Origin of the sequence: Bradyrhizobium sp. 1, from assembly GCF_023073315.1 — a bacterium.
Classification (GTDB): Bacteria; Pseudomonadota; Alphaproteobacteria; order Rhizobiales; family Xanthobacteraceae; genus Bradyrhizobium.
On sequence record NZ_JADPJH010000022.1, the window covers coordinates 516502 to 536164 of the forward strand.

A 19663-nucleotide genomic window follows, 5' to 3' on the forward strand; every position below is an offset into this window, starting at 1 on the left:
AGAGTATCAGACGGCCAACGAAGCCTACGCCACCGCCGCATCCGGCACACGCGCGGCTTCCATCGGCTGCTTGCCGCGGATCAGGTCCGAGGCACGATCCGCGATCATCATGGTCGACGCATTCAAATTCGCCGAGATCATGCGCGGCATCACCGAGGCGTCGATGACGCGGAGGCCTTGCAATCCGTGGACGCGGAGCTGGTCGTCCACCACCGCCCAGGTCGAATCCGCCGGGCCCATGCGGCAGGTGCAGCCGGGATGGAAGGTAGTGGTGCCGCGTTCGGTGGCTGCCGCCAGGAATTCGTCGTCGGTGTTGATGTTGGGCCCCGGAAAATCCTCGTAGGCGTAATAGGGCGAGAGCGGCGCGGACTTCAGGAGATTGCGCGCGAGCTTCATGCCGCCGACGATGACGCGGCGGTCGAGTTCGGCGTCGAGATAGTTGGTCTGGATGATTGGCGGCGCGAACGGATCAGATGAGCGGATGCGGACGTAGCCGCGGCTCTCCGGGCGCTGCTGCCAGGAGGCCACAGTCATGCCGGGCTCGTCCTCCAGCTGGCCCTGCACGCCTTCCTTGTAGGACGCCGGCGTGAAGGTGAGTTGCAAGTCGGACGAGTCCGCGCTCTCGCCTGAATGCCAGAAGCAATAGACCATGGTCGGCGACAACGAGAGCAGGCCCTTGCGCGCGGTCGCCCATTTCAGCGCCTCGATCCACAGCGAGACGCCGCGACGGAGCTCGTTGATGGTCTTGATGTCTTTGACACGTGCGACCGTGCGCGGGGCGTAGTGGTCCTGCAGGCCTTCGCCGACCGGCAGCGCGTGACGCACTGCGATGCCGTGGGCGCCGAGCAGATCGGGCGAGCCGATGCCGGAGAGCTGAAGCAGCTGCGGCGAATTATAGGTGCCGCCGGAGAGGATGACTTCCTTGTTGGCGCGCACCTCGACCGGTGTGCCGCCAGAACCGCCCTTCATGTAGCGCACGCCGACGGCGCGCTTGCCTTCGAAGATGATCTCGGTCGCGTGCGCATGCGTGTGCACATGCACGTTGGGCCGCTTCATCGCGGGCTTGAGGAACGCGGTCGAGCCGGAAACGCGCAGTCCCTTGTCGATGGTGCGCTGGCAGTAGGAGACGCCCTCTTGCTTGGCGCCGTTGTAGTCGGGGTTGCGGGGAATGCCGAGCGAGACCGCGCCTTCCATAAAAGCTTCGCACAGCGGATCGCGCCAGTTCATGGTGGTGACGGTCAGATTGCCGTCGCGGCCGCGATAAGTGTCCTCGCCCTCGCCGACACGCTTCTCGAGCCGCCGAAAGTAAGGCAGCACGTCGGCATAGCCCCAGCCTCGATTGCCCATCTGCGCCCAGGTGTCGAAATCCATGCGCTGGCCGCGGTTGTAGATGTGGCCATTGATCGAGGACGAGCCGCCGAGCGTCTTGCCGCGCGGCGCGTAGATGCTGCGCCCGCCGGTCCAGGGCCCGACCTCCTGCTGGTAGGCCCAGTTGATGCTCTTCATGTGGAAGGTTTTTATGAAACCCGCCGGCAGATGAATGTAGGGGTGCCAGTCGCTGGGCCCCGCCTCCAGCACGCAGACGCTGGTGTTGGGATCTTCGCTCAGCCGGCTGGTGAGCACGCAACCGGCGGAGCCCGCGCCGACGATCACATAATCAAATCTGTCCATGGTGCCTCGGCCGCCTTTAGCGCGGCTTGTCGTTGAGTTGATATTCGAGATGCGTCTGCACCGTCGGCCATTCAGCAGCGGTGATGCTGTAGACCACGGTGTCGCGCAACGTGCCGTTCGGCGTGACCTGGTGGCTGCGCAGGATACCGTCCTGCTTGGCGCCGAGGCGCTCGATGGCGCGGCGGCTCTGGTGGTTGAAGAAATGCGTGCGGAATTCGACCGCGATGCAATTCAGCGTCTCGAAGGCATGCCGGAGCAGCAACAGCTTGCACTGCGTGTTGAGGGGCCCGCGCTGCGCACCCTTGCCGTACCAGGTCGAACCGATCTCGACGCGGCGATTGGCGGCGTCGATGTTCATGTAGGTGGTCATGCCGACGATCGTGCCGCCGGCATCGAACACGGTGAACGGCAGCATCGAGCCCGCGGTCTGCAAGCCGAGGCGGCGGTCGATCTCCTTGCCCATGTTCTCCGGCGCCGGAATCGCGGTGTACCAGAGTTTTGACAGCTCGCCGTCCTTGACGGCGTCCGTCAGCCCCTCGCGATGCTGATGCGACAGCGGCTCGAGACGGGCGTGCTGTCCGCGCAGGGTGATGGGATCAGGCCAGGGCATTTGAGACTCTCTCTTTTGTCATTGCGAGGAGCGATCGCTTCGCTTCCGCCGTCGCTCTGCGAGCTTTGGCGGACAAGTCGCTCGCAATGACGGTCACTAGCACCGTTTACTTGTTTAGGAAATTGAGAGGCAAACCGCCGCGCGGCCAGTCCATGGCGATCAGCTCGCCCTTGCCAGACAGCGTGATGTAGGCGGTCTTGAGTTCGGGGCCGCCGAAGGCGATGTTGGTGGTGACGCGGTCGCCGGTCTGGACCTGCTCGACCAGGGTGCCGTCGGGCGCGATCACCGAGATGCAGCCGGACACGAGGGTCGCGACGCAGACATTGCCGTTCGCCTCCACCGCGAGCGAGTCGAACATCTGGTAGCCGCCCAGGCCGCAGATCGGCTTGCCCCGCTCGCCGCGATAGATCACCTCGCGCGGCTTGAGCGTGCCGGGCGCCGAGAGCTCATAGGCCCAGAGCCGTCCCGTCGGCGTTTCCGCGATGTAGACAATGTTCTCGTCCGGCGACAGACCGATGCCGTTGGCCGGCAATATGCCGTGCACGACTTCGACGATCTCCTTCATACCGGGCTTGAGGTAATACATGCCGCCGACATCCATCTCGCGGGGGCGGCGCTTGCCGAGATCGGAGAACCACAGGCCGCCATGCTTGTCGAACACCAGATCGTTCGGCCCGCGCAAATCGTGCTCGCCGCATTTCGTGACGACGGTTTCGATCTTGCCGGATTGCAGGTCGATGCGTTGGATCGAGCCGCCGAGATAATCGTCCGGCTGCGGCCCCGGCATGATCATCTGGCCGGTTGGGATCCAGGAGAAGCCGCCATTGTTGCAGATGTAGATCTTGCCGTCGGGGCCCAGCGCGGCGCCATTCGGGCCGCCCGGCACCTTGGCGACGATCTCCTTCCGCCCGTCGGGATAAACCCGGGTCAATCGCTGGCCGCGGATCTCCACCAGCACGACCGAGCCGTCCGGCATCACCACCGGCCCTTCGGGAAATTCGAGGTCGGTGGCGAGAACGCGGACGTTGGACATGTGAGACCCTCCCGGCTGCTTGTTATGGCTTGCACGGGATGTCCGGCACGGGCCCCACACGCAAGATTGCCCGTGGTTATGACAAAGTAGGTCCGCCTTGCCAAGCAAGCGGGCGCAATGCTGCGTTGCGCGTTATTCCTTCACCGGCACCCAGATTTCGAAGCCGCCATTGCCGGTTGCGGGATCGAACTTTTCGTCGTAGCGCTCGAAGCTCGGCGCATCCGCAGCCTTCAGGCCGGACGCCGGCAGCCATTGATTCCAGATCGTGTTCACGGTGCGCCGGATCGAGGCGACGTGGTCGGTATGGGTGAACACCGCATAGCGCTGCTCGGGGATGCGGATGCGGCCGAAGCCGCGCGGCAGCTCAGAGAAATCGGCGACCTCCACCCCGGCAATGTAGTCGAAATTGCCGGCATCGTCGCCGTTGCAGCAGACGCCATAGGCGACTTGATTTTTTCCTTGGCCGGCGCGTGTCGGAATGTCGGCGACCTCCTGGTGGAAGCGGTGCCACAAGCTCGGAATGATGGCACCATTGTCGCAGGAGATGCGCTCAGCGATGCCTGCGATGAGGAAGGCCTTTGCGGTCTCGAAACGCGGCGGGGCGAGAGTATCGAGCATCGTGGAATCCATGAGGATGGGCTCCTGAAGCTTGAGATGGCTGGTGCATGTCGCGGCCCGCACCGCTTCGGGTGTCACACCGAACTGGTCGCGGAACGCGCGGGTGAATGCTTCGTGCGAGCCGTAGTCCGCCTCGAGTGCCAGCGACAGGATGTCGGGCGCGCCTTTCGCGAGGCTGCGTGCCGCTTCGGTCAATCGACGTGCGCGCACGTAACGTATCACCGGCAGGCCGGCGGCTGCGGCAAACGCGCGCACGAGATGGAACCGCGACACACCCGAGATCGCAGCGATCTCGTCGAGCGTCATCGGCTCCGCCAGATGGCTCTCGATATACCAGAGCGCGCCCTGGGCTGGGTTCATAATGGTCCTCGTTCGAAGCAGGACCGGTTTAGGCGATGGCGAGACGCCGCGCTTGATCGGCGTTGCGGTCGGCCCTACTTGTCCTTCGCGTCCTTCGGCGGCGGCGCGTCCTGCTTCTTCTTCACATCCTCCGCGATCTTCGTCTGCGCGGTCTGGAGATCGCCGAGCGTCTTTTGCAGGCCAGCCATTGTCGTCTTCAGCGCGTCGATCTGACGAGCCGCGGCATCCAGCTTCTGCTGGTGGTCGAGGTTCAGCTTGGTGATCGTCTTTTGCAGGAAGTCGACATTGCTCTGCAGGCAGCTCGTGCGGCGCTCCATGGTCTTCTCGACGGTGCAGATCTCGATGCCGGGCACGTCCTGCGCGCGGACCGGCGCCTGCGCGGCGAGCAGCAACATCAAGACACAACCGCCGGCGCTTCGAAACGGCATGCAGGTTCCTCACCAAATCAATCACAGCAATGTGCGCTGTTTGCGCACAGCTGCCAAAGGCTACCACACTCGTACCGCATTCTCGCGTTGAGCTTGGCCTGTTCCCTCGGACGGGGAACGATGATCCGCATGCGGGAGAAATGGGCGCTCTTTCCGCGGCTTTGTTTAGGGGAGATTTTTGCAATGGCAACGCGCGATAGACGTCTGGCGGAATTCGATGGCGCCGGAGAGCCGCCACCTGGCCTGCCGGTCGAAGTTTTGTGCGAGGACCACAGCGGAACGTATCAACTGCCGTTCGCCTGCCGCTATGTCGGGGGACGCTGGCAGAACGATGCGGCCGGCGTCGCGGTGGAAGCGACCGTGATCGGCTGGCGCCTGCCGCGCCTGAAGCACACCAGCGTCGCCTGAGCTGGCGGCGGTTTCTGTCTCAAAATGCAACGGGGCCGCGCTCCGCCTTAACCTTGGGAACGCGGCCCGAACGAATCACGTCCGAATCAGCGGAGTGGCCCTGTACGCAGTTGTTCACGGCTAGATGTCGGTGCGCCCCGTCTGGCCCGCACAACATCTACGAGACGGGCGGGCCGGCTCAGACTTGGAGCCGGCGTCAAAAGTTAACGGCGAAAAGGCACGGCTCTCACCGCCGCCCCAGGCGATCCCCGCCCCCGAAACAGGCAGGGCGGAGGCAGACCTGCCTAATATTCGACCTCGAGCTCCTCGATCTCGGCCGGCTCGTCCTTGGCCGCCGCGACCCATTCCTTCATCTCGGGCATGGCCATGATGGTATCGGCATAGGCCTGCAGCCGCGGCTCGAGCTTGACGTTGTAGGTCACGAAGCGCGTGACCACGGGCGCGTACATCGCGTCCGCCATGGTGCGCTTCTCGCCGAACAGGAAGGGACCGCCCGACTTCTCCAGGCAGTCGCTCCAGATCGCCCAGATGCGGTCGATGTCGGCCTGCGCCCGCGACCAGATCTTGAAGCCGGGAAAATGCCCCTTCAGATTGACCGGCAGCGAGGCGCGCAGCGTGGTGAAGCCGGAATGGATTTCGCCGCAAATCGAGCGGCAATGCGCGCGCTGGACGCGGTCCGCAGGCAACAGGCCGGCGTCCGGCATCGCCTCGTTGAGATATTCGGCGATCGCCAGCGTATCCCAGACGGTGGCGCCGTCGTGCCGCAGGCATGGCACCAGGATCGATGACGATAGCAGCAGGATCTCCGCGCGCGCCGACGCGTCGTCGGGCGCGGTCACGAGCTCCTCGAAATCGAGCCCGGAAAACTTCGTCAGCAGCCAGCCACGCAGCGACCAGGACGAGTAGTTCTTGCTGCTGATGGTCAGTGTCGCCTTCGCCATATGGCCATTCCCTCACGCCTGTGACTCGCAATGGATTTTGCACCCGCCCGGCCCGCGGCGTGCCCATTACCTGTGCTTCCCTTGAAATGAGCAGCAAGCGACGTGCCAATTTTGAGGGCGATTTGACTCCGGTTTGGCTTCGATATTGCATAGCAGCACGGGACAGGTGGGCGTTTCAGAATGATGTCGATGAATTATCAGGCCTTTCAGAACCACATGGATTTGACGGCGCCGTTTCGGGCGGGAGCCTCGTCCGCGCTCAAATTCCTCCATCTGGTGCCGCAGGGGACGTCGGATCAGGTGGTTGGCCGGCTCTCGGCCGCGCTGGAGATGATCTCGCGCTCCACGCTCACCTATCATCGCCCGGCCTACGGCATCGACAGCGTCATGGTCGGAAATCGCGAGGTCGCGGTGACCGAGGAGATCGCCTACGCCACCCCGTTCGGTTCGCTGCTGCATTTCAAGAAGGAAGGCGTGAGCGAGCAGCCGCGTATGCTGCTGGTGGCGCCGATGTCCGGTCACTTCGCCACGTTGCTGCGCGGCACCGCGAAGACGCTGCTCCAGGACCACGATGTCTACATCACCGACTGGCACAATCCGCGCGACATCCCCCGCAGTGAGGGTCGCTTCGGGCTCGAAGACTACACCGAGCACCTGATCGACTTCCTCGGACAGCTCGGCCCGCGCCCGCACATGGTCGCGATCTGCCAGCCGTCGGTCTCGGCGCTCGCGGCCGCCGCGATCATGTGCGAGGGCAATCATCCCTCGCGGCCGGCGACGCTGACGCTGATGGCGGGCCCGATCGACACCCGGATCCAGCCGACCAGGGTCAACGAGTTCGCCAAGAGCAAGCCGATCGACTGGTTCGAGAGCAACCTGATCAACTACGTGCCGGTGCAGTGCCGCGGCGCCTTGCGCAAAGTCTATCCGGGCTTCGTGCAGCTCACCGCCTTCGTCTCGATGAATCTCGAGCGCCACATCAAGCAGCACATGGATCTCGCCAACCACATCGCCAAGGGCGAGAAGGAGAAGGCGGCGAGCATCAAGACCTTCTACGACGAATATTTCGCCGTGATGGATTTGCCGGCCGAGTTCTACATCGAGACCGTGCGCGACGTGTTCCAGGAGCACCTCTTGCCGCAGGGCAAGCTGGTGCATCGCGGCCGTCCGGTGAACACCAAGGCGGTCAGCCGCATGGGGTTGATGACGGTCGAGGGCGAGAAGGACGACATCTGCTCGATCGGCCAAACGCTTGCAGCCCAGGACCTCTGCACCGGCGTGCGCGCCTATCGCCGCGTCCACCACATGCAGGCCGGCGTCGGCCATTACGGCGTGTTCTCCGGCAAGCGCTGGAACAACGAGATCTACCCGCTGCTGCGGGACTTCGTGCACGTCAATTCGTGAGGACGTCGCGCGTCACGGCGGGCGCCGTGACTGACAGCCGCAGACGACCTGAGGCACTGGACCGGCGCTTCAGCGAGAGCCGCGGCACATACAACCTTGTGAGGCGCCCCAACTTCTGAAAATATGCGCCGCATGCACGACAGATTGCCTGCAAGACGACACAAGACCTCGGAAGCGCCCGGCAACGAGGGCGCAATTTCCCGCAAAGCACCGACAAAATCGCAGCGGCAGCCGCGGACCGGGCGCGCGGGTGAAGACGCGCTCATCGTCGAACTCGGTGGCCGGGTGAAGCGGCTGCGGACCCAGGCGGGCCTGACGCTGGAGGAATTTGCGTCGCAATCGGGCGTCAGCCGCGCCATGCTGTCCAAGGTCGAACGCGGCGAGAAGAGCCCGACGCTTGCGATCATCGTGCGTATCGCCAAGGGGCTCAATGTCTCGATGTCCGCGCTGATGGGCGCAGAGCCCGATCTCGCCCAGGTCGCGGTGATCCGCAGGGCCAACAGACTGGCTTTCAAGGACCCCGAGACCGGCTTCGAGCGCCACAATTTGTCGCCATCCCATCTGGACAACGACCTCGAGTTCCTTCTGCATCGCATTCCGCCGGGCGAATCCTCCGGCGAACTGCCGCCCTACAAGGTGCCGACGGAAAAATATCTGGTCGTGCACGAGGGGCAGTTGACGGTGCAGACGGGCGAGGCGAATTACGTCCTCGATACCGGCGATTCCTTCTACTTCGATGTGCGCGAATCCTACCGCTTCATCAATGCCGGCAAGATGCCGTGCGCGTATTATCTCGTCATCCGGCGCCGCCGCGCCTGACCCGAATTGCCCCCGCCCTATTGCAACGTAAACGGATTGGAGATCGACGGCGTCGGATTGATGAAGACGCTCTTCGGCTCCAGATACTCGTAGATGGCATCGAGCCCGTTCTCGCGGCCGATGCCGGACTCCTTGAAGCCGCCGAAGGGCGACAGATAGCTGACGACGCGATAGGCGTTGACCCAGACTGTTCCCGCCCGCAGTCGCTTCGGCATTGCGATCGCGCGCGCGAGGTCGGTGGTCCATAGGCCTGCCGCAAGGCCGAACGGCGTGTCGTTGGCGAGCGCGACCGCCTCGTCGTCGGAATCAAATCTGATCACGCTGAGAACCGGACCGAACACCTCCTCGCGCGCGATCCGCATGTCATTGGTGACGTCGGCGAAGATGGTCGGCTCCACGAACCAGCCGTCGCCGCATTCCGGCCGAACGGCCCGCCGGCCGCCGAGAACACAGCGGGCGCCTTCCTGTTTGGCGAGTTCGATGTACTGAAGCACCTTCTGCAACTGCTGCTCGGTTGCCACCGGCCCGACGTCGGTCTCGAGACTGTTGGGATCACCCAGACGCGCCGACTTCATCACCTCGACGAGACGCGAGAGGAACGCGTCATGGATCGAGGAATGCAACAGCAGCCGCGAGCCGGCCATGCAGGTCTGCCCGCTTGCGGCGAAGATGCCGGAGATGACCCCTTTGACCGCATCCTCGATGCTTGCATCTGCGAATACGATGTTCGGCGACTTGCCGCCGAGCTCGAGCGAGACGCGCTTGAACTGCCGTGCCGCCGCTTCATAGATCTTGCGGCCGGCAAGATTGCCCCCGGTGAAGGCAATCCGGTCGACGAAGGGATGCTCGACCAGCGGCTCCCCGGTCTCGGCGCCCAGGCCGGTGACGACGTTGACCACGCCCTTCGGGAAGCCGGCCTGCTCGAATAGCTCGACCAAAGCGAGCAGGGACGTGGACGCGAATTCGGACGGCTTGATGACCACGGTGTTGCCCGCGGCAAGCGCGGGTGCAAGTTTCCAGACCGTCAGCAGCAGCGGCGAATTCCACGGCGTGATCGCGCCGACCACGCCGATCGGCTCGTAGGAGACGTAGTGGAGCATGCCTTTCTTGTCCGTCGGCGGCATGCGGCCTTCGACCTTGTCGGCAAGGCCGCCATAGTACTGAAACCAGCGCGGCAGATATCGCATCTGCCCGAGCATCTCCACCCTGAGCTTGCCGTTGTCGCGCACTTCCAGCTCGGCCAGCCGCTCCGCGTTCGCAGCGATCAGGTCGGCAAGGCGATGCAACAGCGCGCCGCGATCGCTCGGATGCGTGCTGGCCCAGGGACCGGCAACGAAGGCCCGGTTCGCCGCCTGCACGGCTCTGTCGATGTCCTGCGCATTTCCCCTGGGAATGACGGCCCATGGCTTTCCCGTGAACGGGTTTTGGGTCTCCAGCCAGCGCCCCGAGGTGGATTCGCACCATTCACCATCAATGTACATTTTGAAGACTTCGAGCTGGTGCGGGACGTCGTCCCGCACCTCGCCCGGCGGCGACGTCGTGCGCTTGGAGCCTTCGGCATTCATGACAACACTCCAATTCCAACTTCTTGGTCTCACCGGACGGCGAGATAGGGACATCCGCTCTTCTCGGCGGAGACGAACAGGCCATCACCCGGGAGAGTCGCAACCAGCCTGTAGAGGTCCGCGGGGCTCCTGGAGTCCTGCGGGCTCTTCACCTCGAAAATGTGCATGTCGGAGACCACCCGGCCATTGGGCTGGATATGGGCGTGCTGGATCAAATTGCCTTCGATCGGCTGCTGCAGCATCCTGGCCTGCACTTGTGCGGCATCATCGGAGCCGATTGCGGCGACCGCCTTCAGGTAATGGGTGGTGGCGAGATAGGCCAGCACGTGCCCCATGGTCGGGACCGCATTGCCGTTGCGGGCCATGAAACGCTTCGACCAGGCACGGGTCTCGTCGTTCAGATCCCAGTAGAACGAGGCCGCGAGCCGCAGCCCCTGCGCAGTGGAAAGCCCGAGCGCGGTGACGTTGTTCTCGAACACCAGCATGGTCGCGAGTTTGGCGCTAACGCCGAACTCCCTGGCCTGCTTGATCGCAAGCACGAGATCGGGCCCGGCATTGGCGAGCCCGATCACGTCGGCGCCGGAGCCCTGCGCCGCCAGGATCTGCGAGGCGAGATCGGTGACATTGAGCGGATGCAGCACCTGGCCGACAACCTGGCCGCCGGACGCCTTGACGGTCTCGCCGGCATCGGAGGCGAGGTTCTTGCCGAAGACATAATCGGCGACGATGAAGAACCACTTCTTGCCGCCGGCATCGACAATGCCCCTGGCAATAGTCTTGGAGAGTTCGCTGGTCGACGGCGCCCATTGCGTGCCGTAGGGCGAGCAACCGTCGCCGCTGAAATTCGAGGCATAGCCGCCGCTGACCAGCGTGGTCCTCTTCAGGTTGCGTGCAATGGCCTGCACTGCGAGCCCGACCGAACTCGCACCGCCCGGAATGATCGCGCTCACGCCCTGCTGCTCGATATACTGGCGCGCAAGGGCCGCACCGATGTCGGGCTTGCTTTGATGGTCGGCCGAGATCACCTCGATCGGACGGCCCAGCACCTTGCCGCCGAAATCTTCGACGGCCATCCGGGTCGCGAGCACCGTGCCGGGTCCGCCATTGCCGGAATAGACGCCGGACATGTCGTCGATCACGCCGATCCTGAATGGCGCGTCCTCGGCGAACGCCGCGGCAGGAGCGGCGCCCAACAGCATTGCAAGCGCCGCCGCGCGAAGCCGTGACAAGGTCATGTTAGCCTCCCTGTGTATCCCTGATTGCTCGTACTTATCGTCAGAATGCCACCTTGACCGCGCCCTGCAGGGCGAACTGCGGATTGCTGGTGCCGAACGTTCCGGCTGCGGTCAGCATCGCGTTGACATTGCCGGAGAGCGCCGTGCTGAGGCCGCCCACCACCTTGCCGTAGGTGCGATCGGGATTGCCCGCCACGACAGTGTAGATCGGCAGGGCGAGCGCCACGGTTTCAGCTGCAAGCAGGGTCCGCGCGCCGCCGAGAAAGTCATGCTCCGCGGTCAAGTTGACGAAGGAATTGACCGGACGGGTCCCGACCACGAAGGGCGCACGGACCTGCACGCCGGCGCTACCGGTCAGGCCCTCGAGCCTTTGCCGCGCGACCGCCTGGGTGATGATGGGATCACCCGTCTCGGTGTAGGGATTGACGTTGGTGTAGTCGTAGACCAACCCGGCGAGCGGTCCGACCCTGATGGCACCGACGTCGAACAGATAGGCGGACTTGGCGCCGATCGTGAAGGTGTCGCCGCTCGTGCCGCCACGGATGGTGTCGACGACACCGGGGCGATCGATGCGGTAATTGTTGTAGCCGTAGGTCGCGACGATGTCCGTCAGCAGATGCGAATAGGTGAAGGACGCATAGCCGCCGACCTGATAGCTGTCGAGATTGAGATGGCCGGTGCCGCCATGCAGATTGGCGACCGGATTGGTATAGTTCAGCGCGCCACCAACGCGAATGTTGGGATCGAGCCTGACATCGGCGCCGAAGGTGCCGCCGGCCAGCGTGTAGTCAAAACCGACGGCGTTGCCGTCGGCTCCAAAGCGGTCGCCGCGACTGCCGCTGCCATAGGCCGCCGCGAGATAGACCGAAATCGGCAAGTCGGGCGCAAGGCGCGGCGGCGCTTTCGTGCTCATGCCGGGCCGGTCCATGGACGCAAAGGCCTGCGAGGGCGAGACCGTCCCCGTGACCCGCGGATCATTGGCGCGATAGGCGTCCAGCCGCGAGAAGATCGAGTTGGAAAAATTCTGCGCCGTGAGTTGGGCGAGGTCGCCCTGCGCGGCAAGACCATCCTGCGCTGCGAGCAGATTGGCCTCATAGCGGGCTATCACCGCATAGCCGGCATCGGTCGGATGCAGGTCGAACATGAAGTGCTGGTTCTGCACGTCCTTCGACGCCGTGAGGCAATTTCCGTCGAAAATGCAGGCGGTGCCGGTCTTGAAGCCGAGGCTGGCCGGATCAGTGTAGGCCTTGGTGTAGATCGCGGCGAGATCGATGACATGAAGACGCACGCCGGGAGCTGCGAGCGGCGCGAGTGTGCTTGCGAGATTGGTGTTCACGAGGCCGAAGAACGTCGTTGCCCCCGGAATGTTCGGAAACGCGTAGGGCGCGCCCAGCGGATAGAAGCCGCCGATGACGTAGAAATTATAGGTCGACGAAGAGAACATGTTCTCGACGATGAAATTGTGCCCGCCCGCTTTGATCAGTTGCGAGATGTTGCTGTACTGCTGGGACAGGGTTGCTGCCGACAGCGTTTGCGGCGTGTAGGGAAGCCCGTTGGAATCGAGGATTCCCAGCAGCGGCGCAGCCGAGTTGTTGGGCATGCCGCCGACGACGATCAGGTCGTTCGGCTGGAAGCTCCGGCCGGCGCTCGTGAACTCGACGATCTGTTGGGCCACGGTCGGCCCGCCGTTGAACGCCGGAAAGACGCCATTGCCCACGCCATTGTAGGCGTAATCGTTGGACTTGAGGAAGCCGTAGCTCGTGAACTGTGACAGCAATTGCAGCGAGCCGCGCCCGTTGCCGCAGGCGCCATAGGGCGCCGATTGCGGAAACGCGATCGGGCAATTGCGCGCCACGTCGAGCAGGCTGTCGCCGAATCCGTAGATCGTTCCGAGTTGTTGCGCCTGCGCGCAGGCAACAGGCATTCCTGCGGCCAGCAGCAATGCTGCGGCCGGTACCGCTGACTTCAGTCTCACGGCGACCCCCTGTTTGCGTTGTCGTCCCTGCGTGGCGTCTTTGACTGCGCCTTCACAAAACGAAGCCTAACAGAAATTTTCTATTATAAAAGACAAATCTTCTATAGGAGATTTGCATCAATTGAAGCGGGCGCGACCCGGAAGGTCCGCTCAGCGGCTTTCGCGTGCTCGAGCCAGGCACGCTGATAGCGGCTCAGTTGGCGACGCGGCTGGTCGCCTCGTTCGCGCGGAGATGATCAACATCGAGCAGCTCGGCAACGGCGATCCTTGCGCAAATGGCGCAAATCGCATCAGAGCACATCGCTCTGACTCACGTCGTGTGGGCGCTTCAACGCCGCGCCCCGCCGGCTTAAGCCGACCACTCCTCGCCCCAGACCTGCACGACATGCCCCGGTGATACTTCGCGATACTGCCGCACCGGCGGCTGGTAGTCCGGCGCGCGCACCGGGCTTCTGATCTCGTCGTTCGAGGCCTCGCGCTTCGTGCCGCGGCGTGACGGGTCCGGCACCGGCACGGCGGCCATCAGCTTCTTCGTATAGGGATGCTGCGGATTGCCGAACAAGGCCGCGCGCGGGCCGGTCTCGACGATCTCACCGAGATACATCACCGCGACGCGGTGGCTCATGCGCTCGACCACCGCGATGTCGTGGGAAATGAAGAGGTACGCAAGCCCCATGCTGGCCTGAAGGTCGAGCATCAGATTGACGACCTGCGCCTTGACCGAGACGTCGAGCGCCGAGACCGCCTCGTCCGCGACGATCAATTTTGGTCCGAGCGCGAGCGCGCGCGCGATGCAGATGCGCTGGCGCTGGCCGCCGGAGAATTCGTGCGGGAAGCGCGCAGCCATGTCGGCGGTGAGGCCAACGCGGACAAGCAGGTCGGCGACCTTGTCGCGCGCCTGCGACGCCGTGGCGAGCCCGTTGGCGAGCAAGGGGGCGGCGATCGCCGTGCCCACCGACATGCGCGGATTGAGGCTCGCGAACGGGTCCTGAAACACGATCTGCATCTGCTTGCGGAAGTCGCGCAAGGCGCGGGCATTCATGGCGAGGACGTTCTGGCCATCGATCAGGACCGTGCCGCTGTCCGGCTCCGTCAGCTTGAGGATGGAGCGGCCCGTCGTCGACTTGCCGCAGCCGGATTCGCCCACCAGTGCCAGCGTCTCGCCGGCGCGCAAGGTGAAGGAGATGTTCTCGACGGCGTGGACGTGGCCGGAGACCTTGCCGAACAGGCCGGAGCGGATCGGAAAGCGCGTGGTCAGGCCCGCGACTTCGAGCAGCGGACGCTCGGCGGTCGAGACCGTGTCGGGCGTCTCCGCGGGCTCGTCCGAGGTGCCCGTCACCTTGTCGACGATCGGGAAACGCATCGGCCGAGTGCGCCCGTCCATCGAGCCGAGCCGCGGCACCGCTGCGAGCAGCGCGCTTGTGTAGGGATGCGAGGGCGCTGCGAAGATGCGCGACGTCGCATCCGTCTCCACCGCCTGCCCGCCATACATCACCACGGTCCGGTCGGCGATTTCGGCGACCACGCCCATGTCGTGGGTGATGAAGAGGATCGACATCCCCTCTTCCTGCTGAAGCTCCTTCAGCAGTTCCAGGATCTGGGCCTGGATGGTGACGTCGAGCGCGGTGGTCGGCTCGTCCGCGATCAGCAGCTTCGGCCTGCAGGCCAGCGCCATCGCGATCATCACGCGCTGGCGCATGCCGCCGGAGAAGCGATGCGGATGCTCGTGGAAGCGCGACTTCGCCGCGGGAATGCGGACGCGATCGAGCAGGCGGATCGTTTCGGCTTCGGCTGCCGCACGCGACAGGCCGCGATGCTGGATCAAGGCTTCCGCGATCTGGAAGCCGATGGTGAGGACCGGATTGAGGCTCGTCATCGGCTCCTGGAAGATCATCGCGACATCGTTGCCGCGGATATCCGTCATGCTGCCTTCAGGCAGCGCCAGCAGATCGCGGCCGGCGAGCATGATGCGCCCCTCGACACGCCCGCTCTCCTTCGGAACGAGCCGCATGATCGAGAGCGCGGTGACGCTCTTGCCGGACCCGGACTCGCCGACGATCGCCACGGTTTCGCGTGGCGCGATATCGAACGAGACGTTGCGAACGACGGGAAGCCACTGCCGCTCGCGCAAGAAGGACGTGGTCAGGCCCGCAACCGACAGCACTGGCGCCTGTGCGACGGCGGAGACCTGTTCAGGTGCGTTTGCGCCGATGCTCATGCGAGGACCCTAACGCCTGCCGCAAAGACAGTGCGCCCCCTCCCCCGCCTGCGGGGGAGGGTTGGAGAGAGGGTGCCTCCACAATCGAGAACCCCCAAGAGGAGAGAACCCTCACCCGCGCCTTTGGCGCGACCTCTCCCGCAAGCGGGAGAGGTAAGAGGAGCTCGTCGCTGCACCGATGTCATCATCACCATCGAGCCCTCAGTAACCGCGATCACGGTCGACACGCCCCGGCAGATCTTCGCCACGTCGGTGGCGCGCGATGGTGTCGAGCACGTAGTCGACGGCGGTCTCCGGCTTCGTCGTGCTGGCGATGTGCGGCGTCAGAAGGATGCGCGGATGACTCCAGAACGGATGGCCCGCAGGCACCGGCTCGGGCTCGGCGACATCGAGCACGGCAGCCGAGAGCACACCGCTGTCGAGCGCCGCGACCAGGTCGGCTTCGACCAGATGCCCGCCCCGTCCGACATTGAGCAGCCGCGCGCCGCGCGGCAGACGCGCGAACAGCTTTGCATCGAGGATACCGCGCGTCTCCGATGTCAGCGGCAGCAGGCAGACGAGAATGTCGGTCTGCCCGAGGAAATCCGGCAAGGCGTCCGCGCCCGCATAGCAGGTGACGCCCTCGATGCTGCGCGGCGAACGATTCCAGCCGAGCAGCGGAAAGCCGAATGATTTGAGTCGCTCGAGCAGGGCCTGACCGAGCAGACCGAGCCCCATCACCCCGACACGCCGCTCCGCGGTGTAGGTGGCGGGGAGCTCACGCCAGACCTGCTCGCGCTGCTGGGCGATGAACTGCACGAGATCGCGATGCAGCGCGAGCACGGACATGCAGGCATATTCGACCATGCGGTCGGTGATACCAGGCTCCAGCATGCGGATCAGCGGCACATGCGGCGGAAGTTTTGTGATGTCGAACTGATCGACGCCGGCGCCGACCGAGAACACCAGTTCGAGATTGGGAAAATTCGTTGCGATGTCGTCCGGCGGCTGCCAGGCCACCAGATAGCGCACCGCGTGGGGATCTCCGATATCGGGCCAGAGCCGGAACGGCAGATCCGGCGCGCGCTCGGCGAAGAGACGCGCCCATTCGGCGCCGCGTACCAGATTGGCCTTGTAGAGGAATGTCATCTCGACCGCCGCGGTTAGAACGGGCTGACCGGCGCGAGCCGGCGGCCGTCGATCATGCGCTTGTGGCTGTAAGCTGCGGGATCGACCAGCGGCGTCGCGCCGGTCACGAGGTCGGCAGCAAGCTTGCCGGCCGCGGGACCGATGCCAAAACCGTGGCCGGAGAAACCGGTGGCGAGGAAGAAGCCCGGCAGCGCATCGACCGGCGAGATCACCGGGATCGTGTCCGGCGTGCAGTCGATCGTGCCGCCCCAGGCCTCCGCGACCTCGATGTCCTTCAATTCAGGGTTCGACTTGATCAGCGCGGCCAGCGCCGCATTGACCAGCGACATGTCGGGCGCGGGATCGCGCACGCGCTCGGTTTCGAACGGTGACGGCTTGTCGAAACTCCAGTTGGTGCCCCGCGTGAGCTGATCGAAAAACGACTTGCCGAACGACATCTTCAGACCGTTGCGGCGATGCAGATAGGTCGGCCAGAAGGTCCACGCATAGCGGAACAGGTCGGGTGACAATTCCACCGTGCCGCGGTTGCGCAGCGCCAGCGTGAAGCCGCCGTCGAGGCGTCGTCGGATGCAGTAGAAATCAGTGCCAAGCGCGCCCGAAGTGATCTCCGGCCCCGGCGTGGTCCGGCATGCCGTGGCGTTGACGAGGCCGATCGGCAGCTCGATGCCGTGGCGGCGGCAGAACAACGACGACCACGCGCCGCCCGACAGCAGCACCGATTGCGTGCGAATGGTGCCCTTCTCGGTGACGACGGCGCTGACCTTGCCGCCGGTCGTCTCCAGCCCGCGCGCGGCGCAGCCCTGATGGATCGTGACGCCATGTTTTCGCGCCGCCGTGGCGAGCGCCGGCACCGCCATCGACGGCTCGGCGCGTCCGTCGCTCGGCGTATGCAGGCCGCCGACCCATGTGTCGGTATTGCCCGGCATGCGCTCGGCGACCTCGGCCGGCGTCAGCACGGTCGAGTGGACCTGCATCTCGCGCGCCGTTGCAGCCCAGCGCTCCCAGCTGGCAAGCTCGTCCTTGTTCTTGGTCAGGAACAAGACGCCGGTGCGGCGGAAGCCGGCATCGACGCCGGCATCGTTCTGCATGTCTTCCCACAGCCGCAGCGCCTCGCGCGCCAACGGAATCTCTTCACGCGCGCGCCCCTGCTGGCGGCACCAGCCCCAATTGCGGCTCGACTGCTCGCCGCCGACATGGCCCTTCTCGACCAGCGCGACGGAAAGACCCTTCCTGGCGAGATGATAGGCCGCGGACACGCCGATCACGCCGCCGCCGATGACGACGACGTCCACCTGCGCCGGCAGGCGTTCGTCGCTGTTTATACGGGTGAGCGGCGGGGACATAGGACACTCCTGTACGTCCGTCTGGACTTCAGTTCGATCGAGCGCTTGCTCGTCATGAATTTGCAGATCATGGGATGTTCATTCGCGGATCGAGCGCGTCGCGCAGGCCGTCACCGAGGAAGTTGAAGCTCGTCACCGCCAGCGTGATCGCAACGCCCGGCGCGATCGCAAGCCAGGGCGCGCTGGTCAGATAGATCTGCGCGTTGTTGAGCATGTTGCCCAAGCTCGCCGCCGGCGGCTGGATGCCGTAGCCGAGATAGCTGAGATAGGATTCCAGCAGGATCGCCTTGGCCACGTTCAGCGTCGCCGCCACCACGATCGGCGCGATCGCATTGGGCACGAGCTCGCGGAACATGATGCGCAGATTCGACGAGCCGAAGGCGAGCGCGGCGACCGCAAACTCGCGTTCACGCAGCGAGCGCACCTGGGCCTCGACGACGCGGGCCACCCACATCCAGGCGGTCGCCGCGATCAGCACGGTGGTAGTGACCAGACCAGGCTCGGTGAGCGCCGCCAGCGTGAGCAGCAAAAAGATGGTCGGAAAGCACAGCACGGCGTCGACGAGCCGCATCAGGATCGCGCCGACCACGCCGCCATAGAAGCCCGCAAAAGCGCCGACGACGATGCCGACCACCGTCGCGATCACCATCGCGACGATGCCGATCGAGAGCGAGACACGCCCGCCCATCATCAGGCGCGCCAGCACGTCGCGGCCGAGTTCGTCGGTGCCGAGGATGTGCGCGCCCGACAGCGGCGGCGCGAACCGCTTCATGATGTCGATATAGGTATCGTCGAACGGCAGCAGAAAGGGACCGAATACCGAACCGAGGACGAGAACGAGGATGATCACGGCGCCCGCAAGCGCAAGGCGGTGCCGGCGGAAACGCCGCCACGCAGCGTGGCCGGGCGCGAGCTGAACATCGGAGAGAGCCGCGATTGCCATCCCTAGCCCACCCGAATACGCGGATCGACGACGGCATACAGGATGTCGGCAAGCAGCGAGCCGATCAGCACGATGGTCGCCGAGAACATCAGGATGCCCATCACCACGGGATAGTCGCGATAGCCGATGGAATCGAGGAACAGCCGGCCCATGCCGGGCCAGGTGAACACGGTCTCGGCGACCAGCGCGCCGCCGAGCAGCGTCGGCAACTGGAGGCCGGCGACCGTGATCATCGGCAATAGCGCGTTGCGCAGCGCGTGGACCGTGAGGATGCGCCATTCCGGCATGCCCTTGGCGCGCGCGGTGCGGATGTAGTCCTGGTTGATGACCTCGAGCATCGAGGAACGCATGAAGCGGCCCCACATCGCGGTCTCGACCAGCGCCAGCACCAGCGAAGGCGCAATCAAATGATGCAAGAGGTCGAGGAAGGAGCCGTCGCCGATGGTCTCGCGATTGCCGGCCGGAAGCCAGCCGAGCTTCACCGAGAACACGTAGATGGTGACGAGGCCGAACCAGAAGGTCGGGATCGACAGCGCGATCATGGCACCGACGGTCGCGAGCGAATCGAACAGCGAATAGCGGCGCAGCGCACCGAGCACGCCGATCCAACAGCCGAGCAGCACCGCGATGATGGTTGCCGTCGCCATCAGTTCCAGCGTGGCGCCGAGATGCGACGAGATCACGGACAGCACCGCCTCGCCGTCGCGATAGGAACGGCCCCAATCGCCTTTCAACATGCGACCGAACCAGTCGAGATACTGGATCGGCAGCGGACGATCGAGCCCCAGCTGTCTGGTGACGCGATCGAGATCCTCCTGCGTCATTTGCCCGGAGACGGCAAACTGCGAGAGCGGCCCGCCGGGCGCCATGTGCAGGATGGCGAAGCCGATCGCCGAGACGATCACAAGCAGCATGATCGCCTGCGCCAGGCGATTTGCGACGTAACGGGCCATCTCAGCCGATC

The 19663-nt window shown here is 64.7% G+C and carries 17 protein-coding genes; 3 read left to right on the forward strand and 14 right to left on the reverse strand.

The window, feature by feature from the left end; genetic code table 11:
• Positions 1-24: 24 nt before the first annotated feature.
• The 5 genes from IVB29_RS19195 to IVB29_RS19215 all read right to left on the reverse strand — a co-directional run bounded on the left by IVB29_RS19195 (position 25) and on the right by IVB29_RS19215 (position 4720).
• A complete protein-coding gene (locus IVB29_RS19195) occupies positions 25-1671 on the reverse strand; it encodes a GMC family oxidoreductase N-terminal domain-containing protein (protein WP_247504926.1) in 1647 nt (548 codons plus the stop codon).
• Positions 1672-1687: 16 nt separating this feature from the next.
• Entirely contained in the window at positions 1688-2281 is a 594-nt protein-coding gene (locus tag IVB29_RS19200) for a GNAT family protein (protein WP_247504927.1), read from the reverse strand.
• A 106-nt stretch (positions 2282-2387) separates the two neighbouring features.
• Positions 2388-3314 carry an SMP-30/gluconolactonase/LRE family protein gene (locus IVB29_RS19205; RefSeq protein ID WP_247504928.1) on the reverse strand — a complete coding sequence of 309 codons (927 nt, stop codon included), beginning with the start codon at positions 3312-3314 and terminating at the stop codon, positions 2388-2390.
• A 132-nt stretch (positions 3315-3446) separates the two neighbouring features.
• A complete protein-coding gene (locus IVB29_RS19210) occupies positions 3447-4292 on the reverse strand; it encodes an AraC family transcriptional regulator (protein ID WP_247504929.1) in 846 nt (281 codons plus the stop codon).
• Between the two features lie 74 nt (positions 4293-4366).
• A complete protein-coding gene (locus IVB29_RS19215) occupies positions 4367-4720 on the reverse strand; it encodes a hypothetical protein (RefSeq protein ID WP_247504930.1) in 354 nt (117 codons plus the stop codon).
• A gap of 183 nt (positions 4721-4903) precedes the next feature.
• Here IVB29_RS19215 and IVB29_RS19220 point away from each other — a divergent pair, with 183 nt between their 5' ends.
• Positions 4904-5128, forward strand: coding sequence for a hypothetical protein (locus IVB29_RS19220; RefSeq protein ID WP_092021624.1), 225 nt, complete (start codon positions 4904-4906; stop codon positions 5126-5128).
• A gap of 284 nt (positions 5129-5412) precedes the next feature.
• Here the strand turns inward: IVB29_RS19220 and IVB29_RS19225 are convergent, their stop codons facing one another.
• The gene (locus tag IVB29_RS19225; RefSeq protein WP_247504931.1) at positions 5413-6069 is read right to left on the reverse strand and encodes a glutathione S-transferase family protein; all 657 of its coding nucleotides are present in this window, start codon (positions 6067-6069) and stop codon (positions 5413-5415) included.
• Between the two features lie 180 nt (positions 6070-6249).
• Between IVB29_RS19225 and phaZ the strand changes: the two genes are divergently transcribed.
• Together phaZ and IVB29_RS19235 are read left to right on the forward strand one after the other, a co-directional pair.
• Positions 6250-7473, forward strand: a complete 1224-nt coding sequence (gene phaZ, locus IVB29_RS19230; RefSeq protein WP_247504932.1) for a polyhydroxyalkanoate depolymerase — start codon at positions 6250-6252, stop codon at positions 7471-7473.
• 132 nt (positions 7474-7605) lie between these two features.
• A complete protein-coding gene (locus tag IVB29_RS19235) occupies positions 7606-8292 on the forward strand; it encodes a helix-turn-helix domain-containing protein (RefSeq protein WP_247504933.1) in 687 nt (228 codons plus the stop codon).
• A 17-nt stretch (positions 8293-8309) separates the two neighbouring features.
• Here the strand turns inward: IVB29_RS19235 and IVB29_RS19240 are convergent, their stop codons facing one another.
• From IVB29_RS19240 to IVB29_RS19275, 8 genes are all read right to left on the reverse strand, one after another.
• Entirely contained in the window at positions 8310-9773 is a 1464-nt protein-coding gene (locus tag IVB29_RS19240) for an aldehyde dehydrogenase (RefSeq protein ID WP_247505144.1), read from the reverse strand.
• A gap of 113 nt (positions 9774-9886) precedes the next feature.
• Positions 9887-11092, reverse strand: coding sequence for an ABC transporter substrate-binding protein (locus IVB29_RS19245; protein ID WP_247504934.1), 1206 nt, complete (start codon positions 11090-11092; stop codon positions 9887-9889).
• A 40-nt stretch (positions 11093-11132) separates the two neighbouring features.
• On the reverse strand, positions 11133-13067 hold the full coding sequence (locus IVB29_RS19250) for an autotransporter domain-containing protein (RefSeq protein ID WP_247504935.1): 1935 nt from the start codon (positions 13065-13067) through the stop codon (positions 11133-11135).
• Positions 13068-13416: 349 nt separating this feature from the next.
• A complete protein-coding gene (locus IVB29_RS19255; RefSeq protein ID WP_247504936.1) occupies positions 13417-15285 on the reverse strand; it encodes an ABC transporter ATP-binding protein in 1869 nt (622 codons plus the stop codon).
• 201 nt (positions 15286-15486) lie between these two features.
• Positions 15487-16413, reverse strand: a complete 927-nt coding sequence (locus IVB29_RS19260; protein ID WP_247504937.1) for a glyoxylate/hydroxypyruvate reductase A — start codon at positions 16411-16413, stop codon at positions 15487-15489.
• A 14-nt stretch (positions 16414-16427) separates the two neighbouring features.
• The gene (locus IVB29_RS19265) at positions 16428-17756 is read right to left on the reverse strand and encodes an FAD-binding oxidoreductase (RefSeq protein WP_247504938.1); all 1329 of its coding nucleotides are present in this window, start codon (positions 17754-17756) and stop codon (positions 16428-16430) included.
• Between the two features lie 67 nt (positions 17757-17823).
• A complete protein-coding gene (locus IVB29_RS19270) occupies positions 17824-18699 on the reverse strand; it encodes an ABC transporter permease (RefSeq protein WP_247504939.1) in 876 nt (291 codons plus the stop codon).
• A 2-nt stretch (positions 18700-18701) separates the two neighbouring features.
• A complete protein-coding gene (locus tag IVB29_RS19275; protein ID WP_247504940.1) occupies positions 18702-19652 on the reverse strand; it encodes an ABC transporter permease in 951 nt (316 codons plus the stop codon).
• Positions 19653-19663 lie beyond the last annotated feature (11 nt).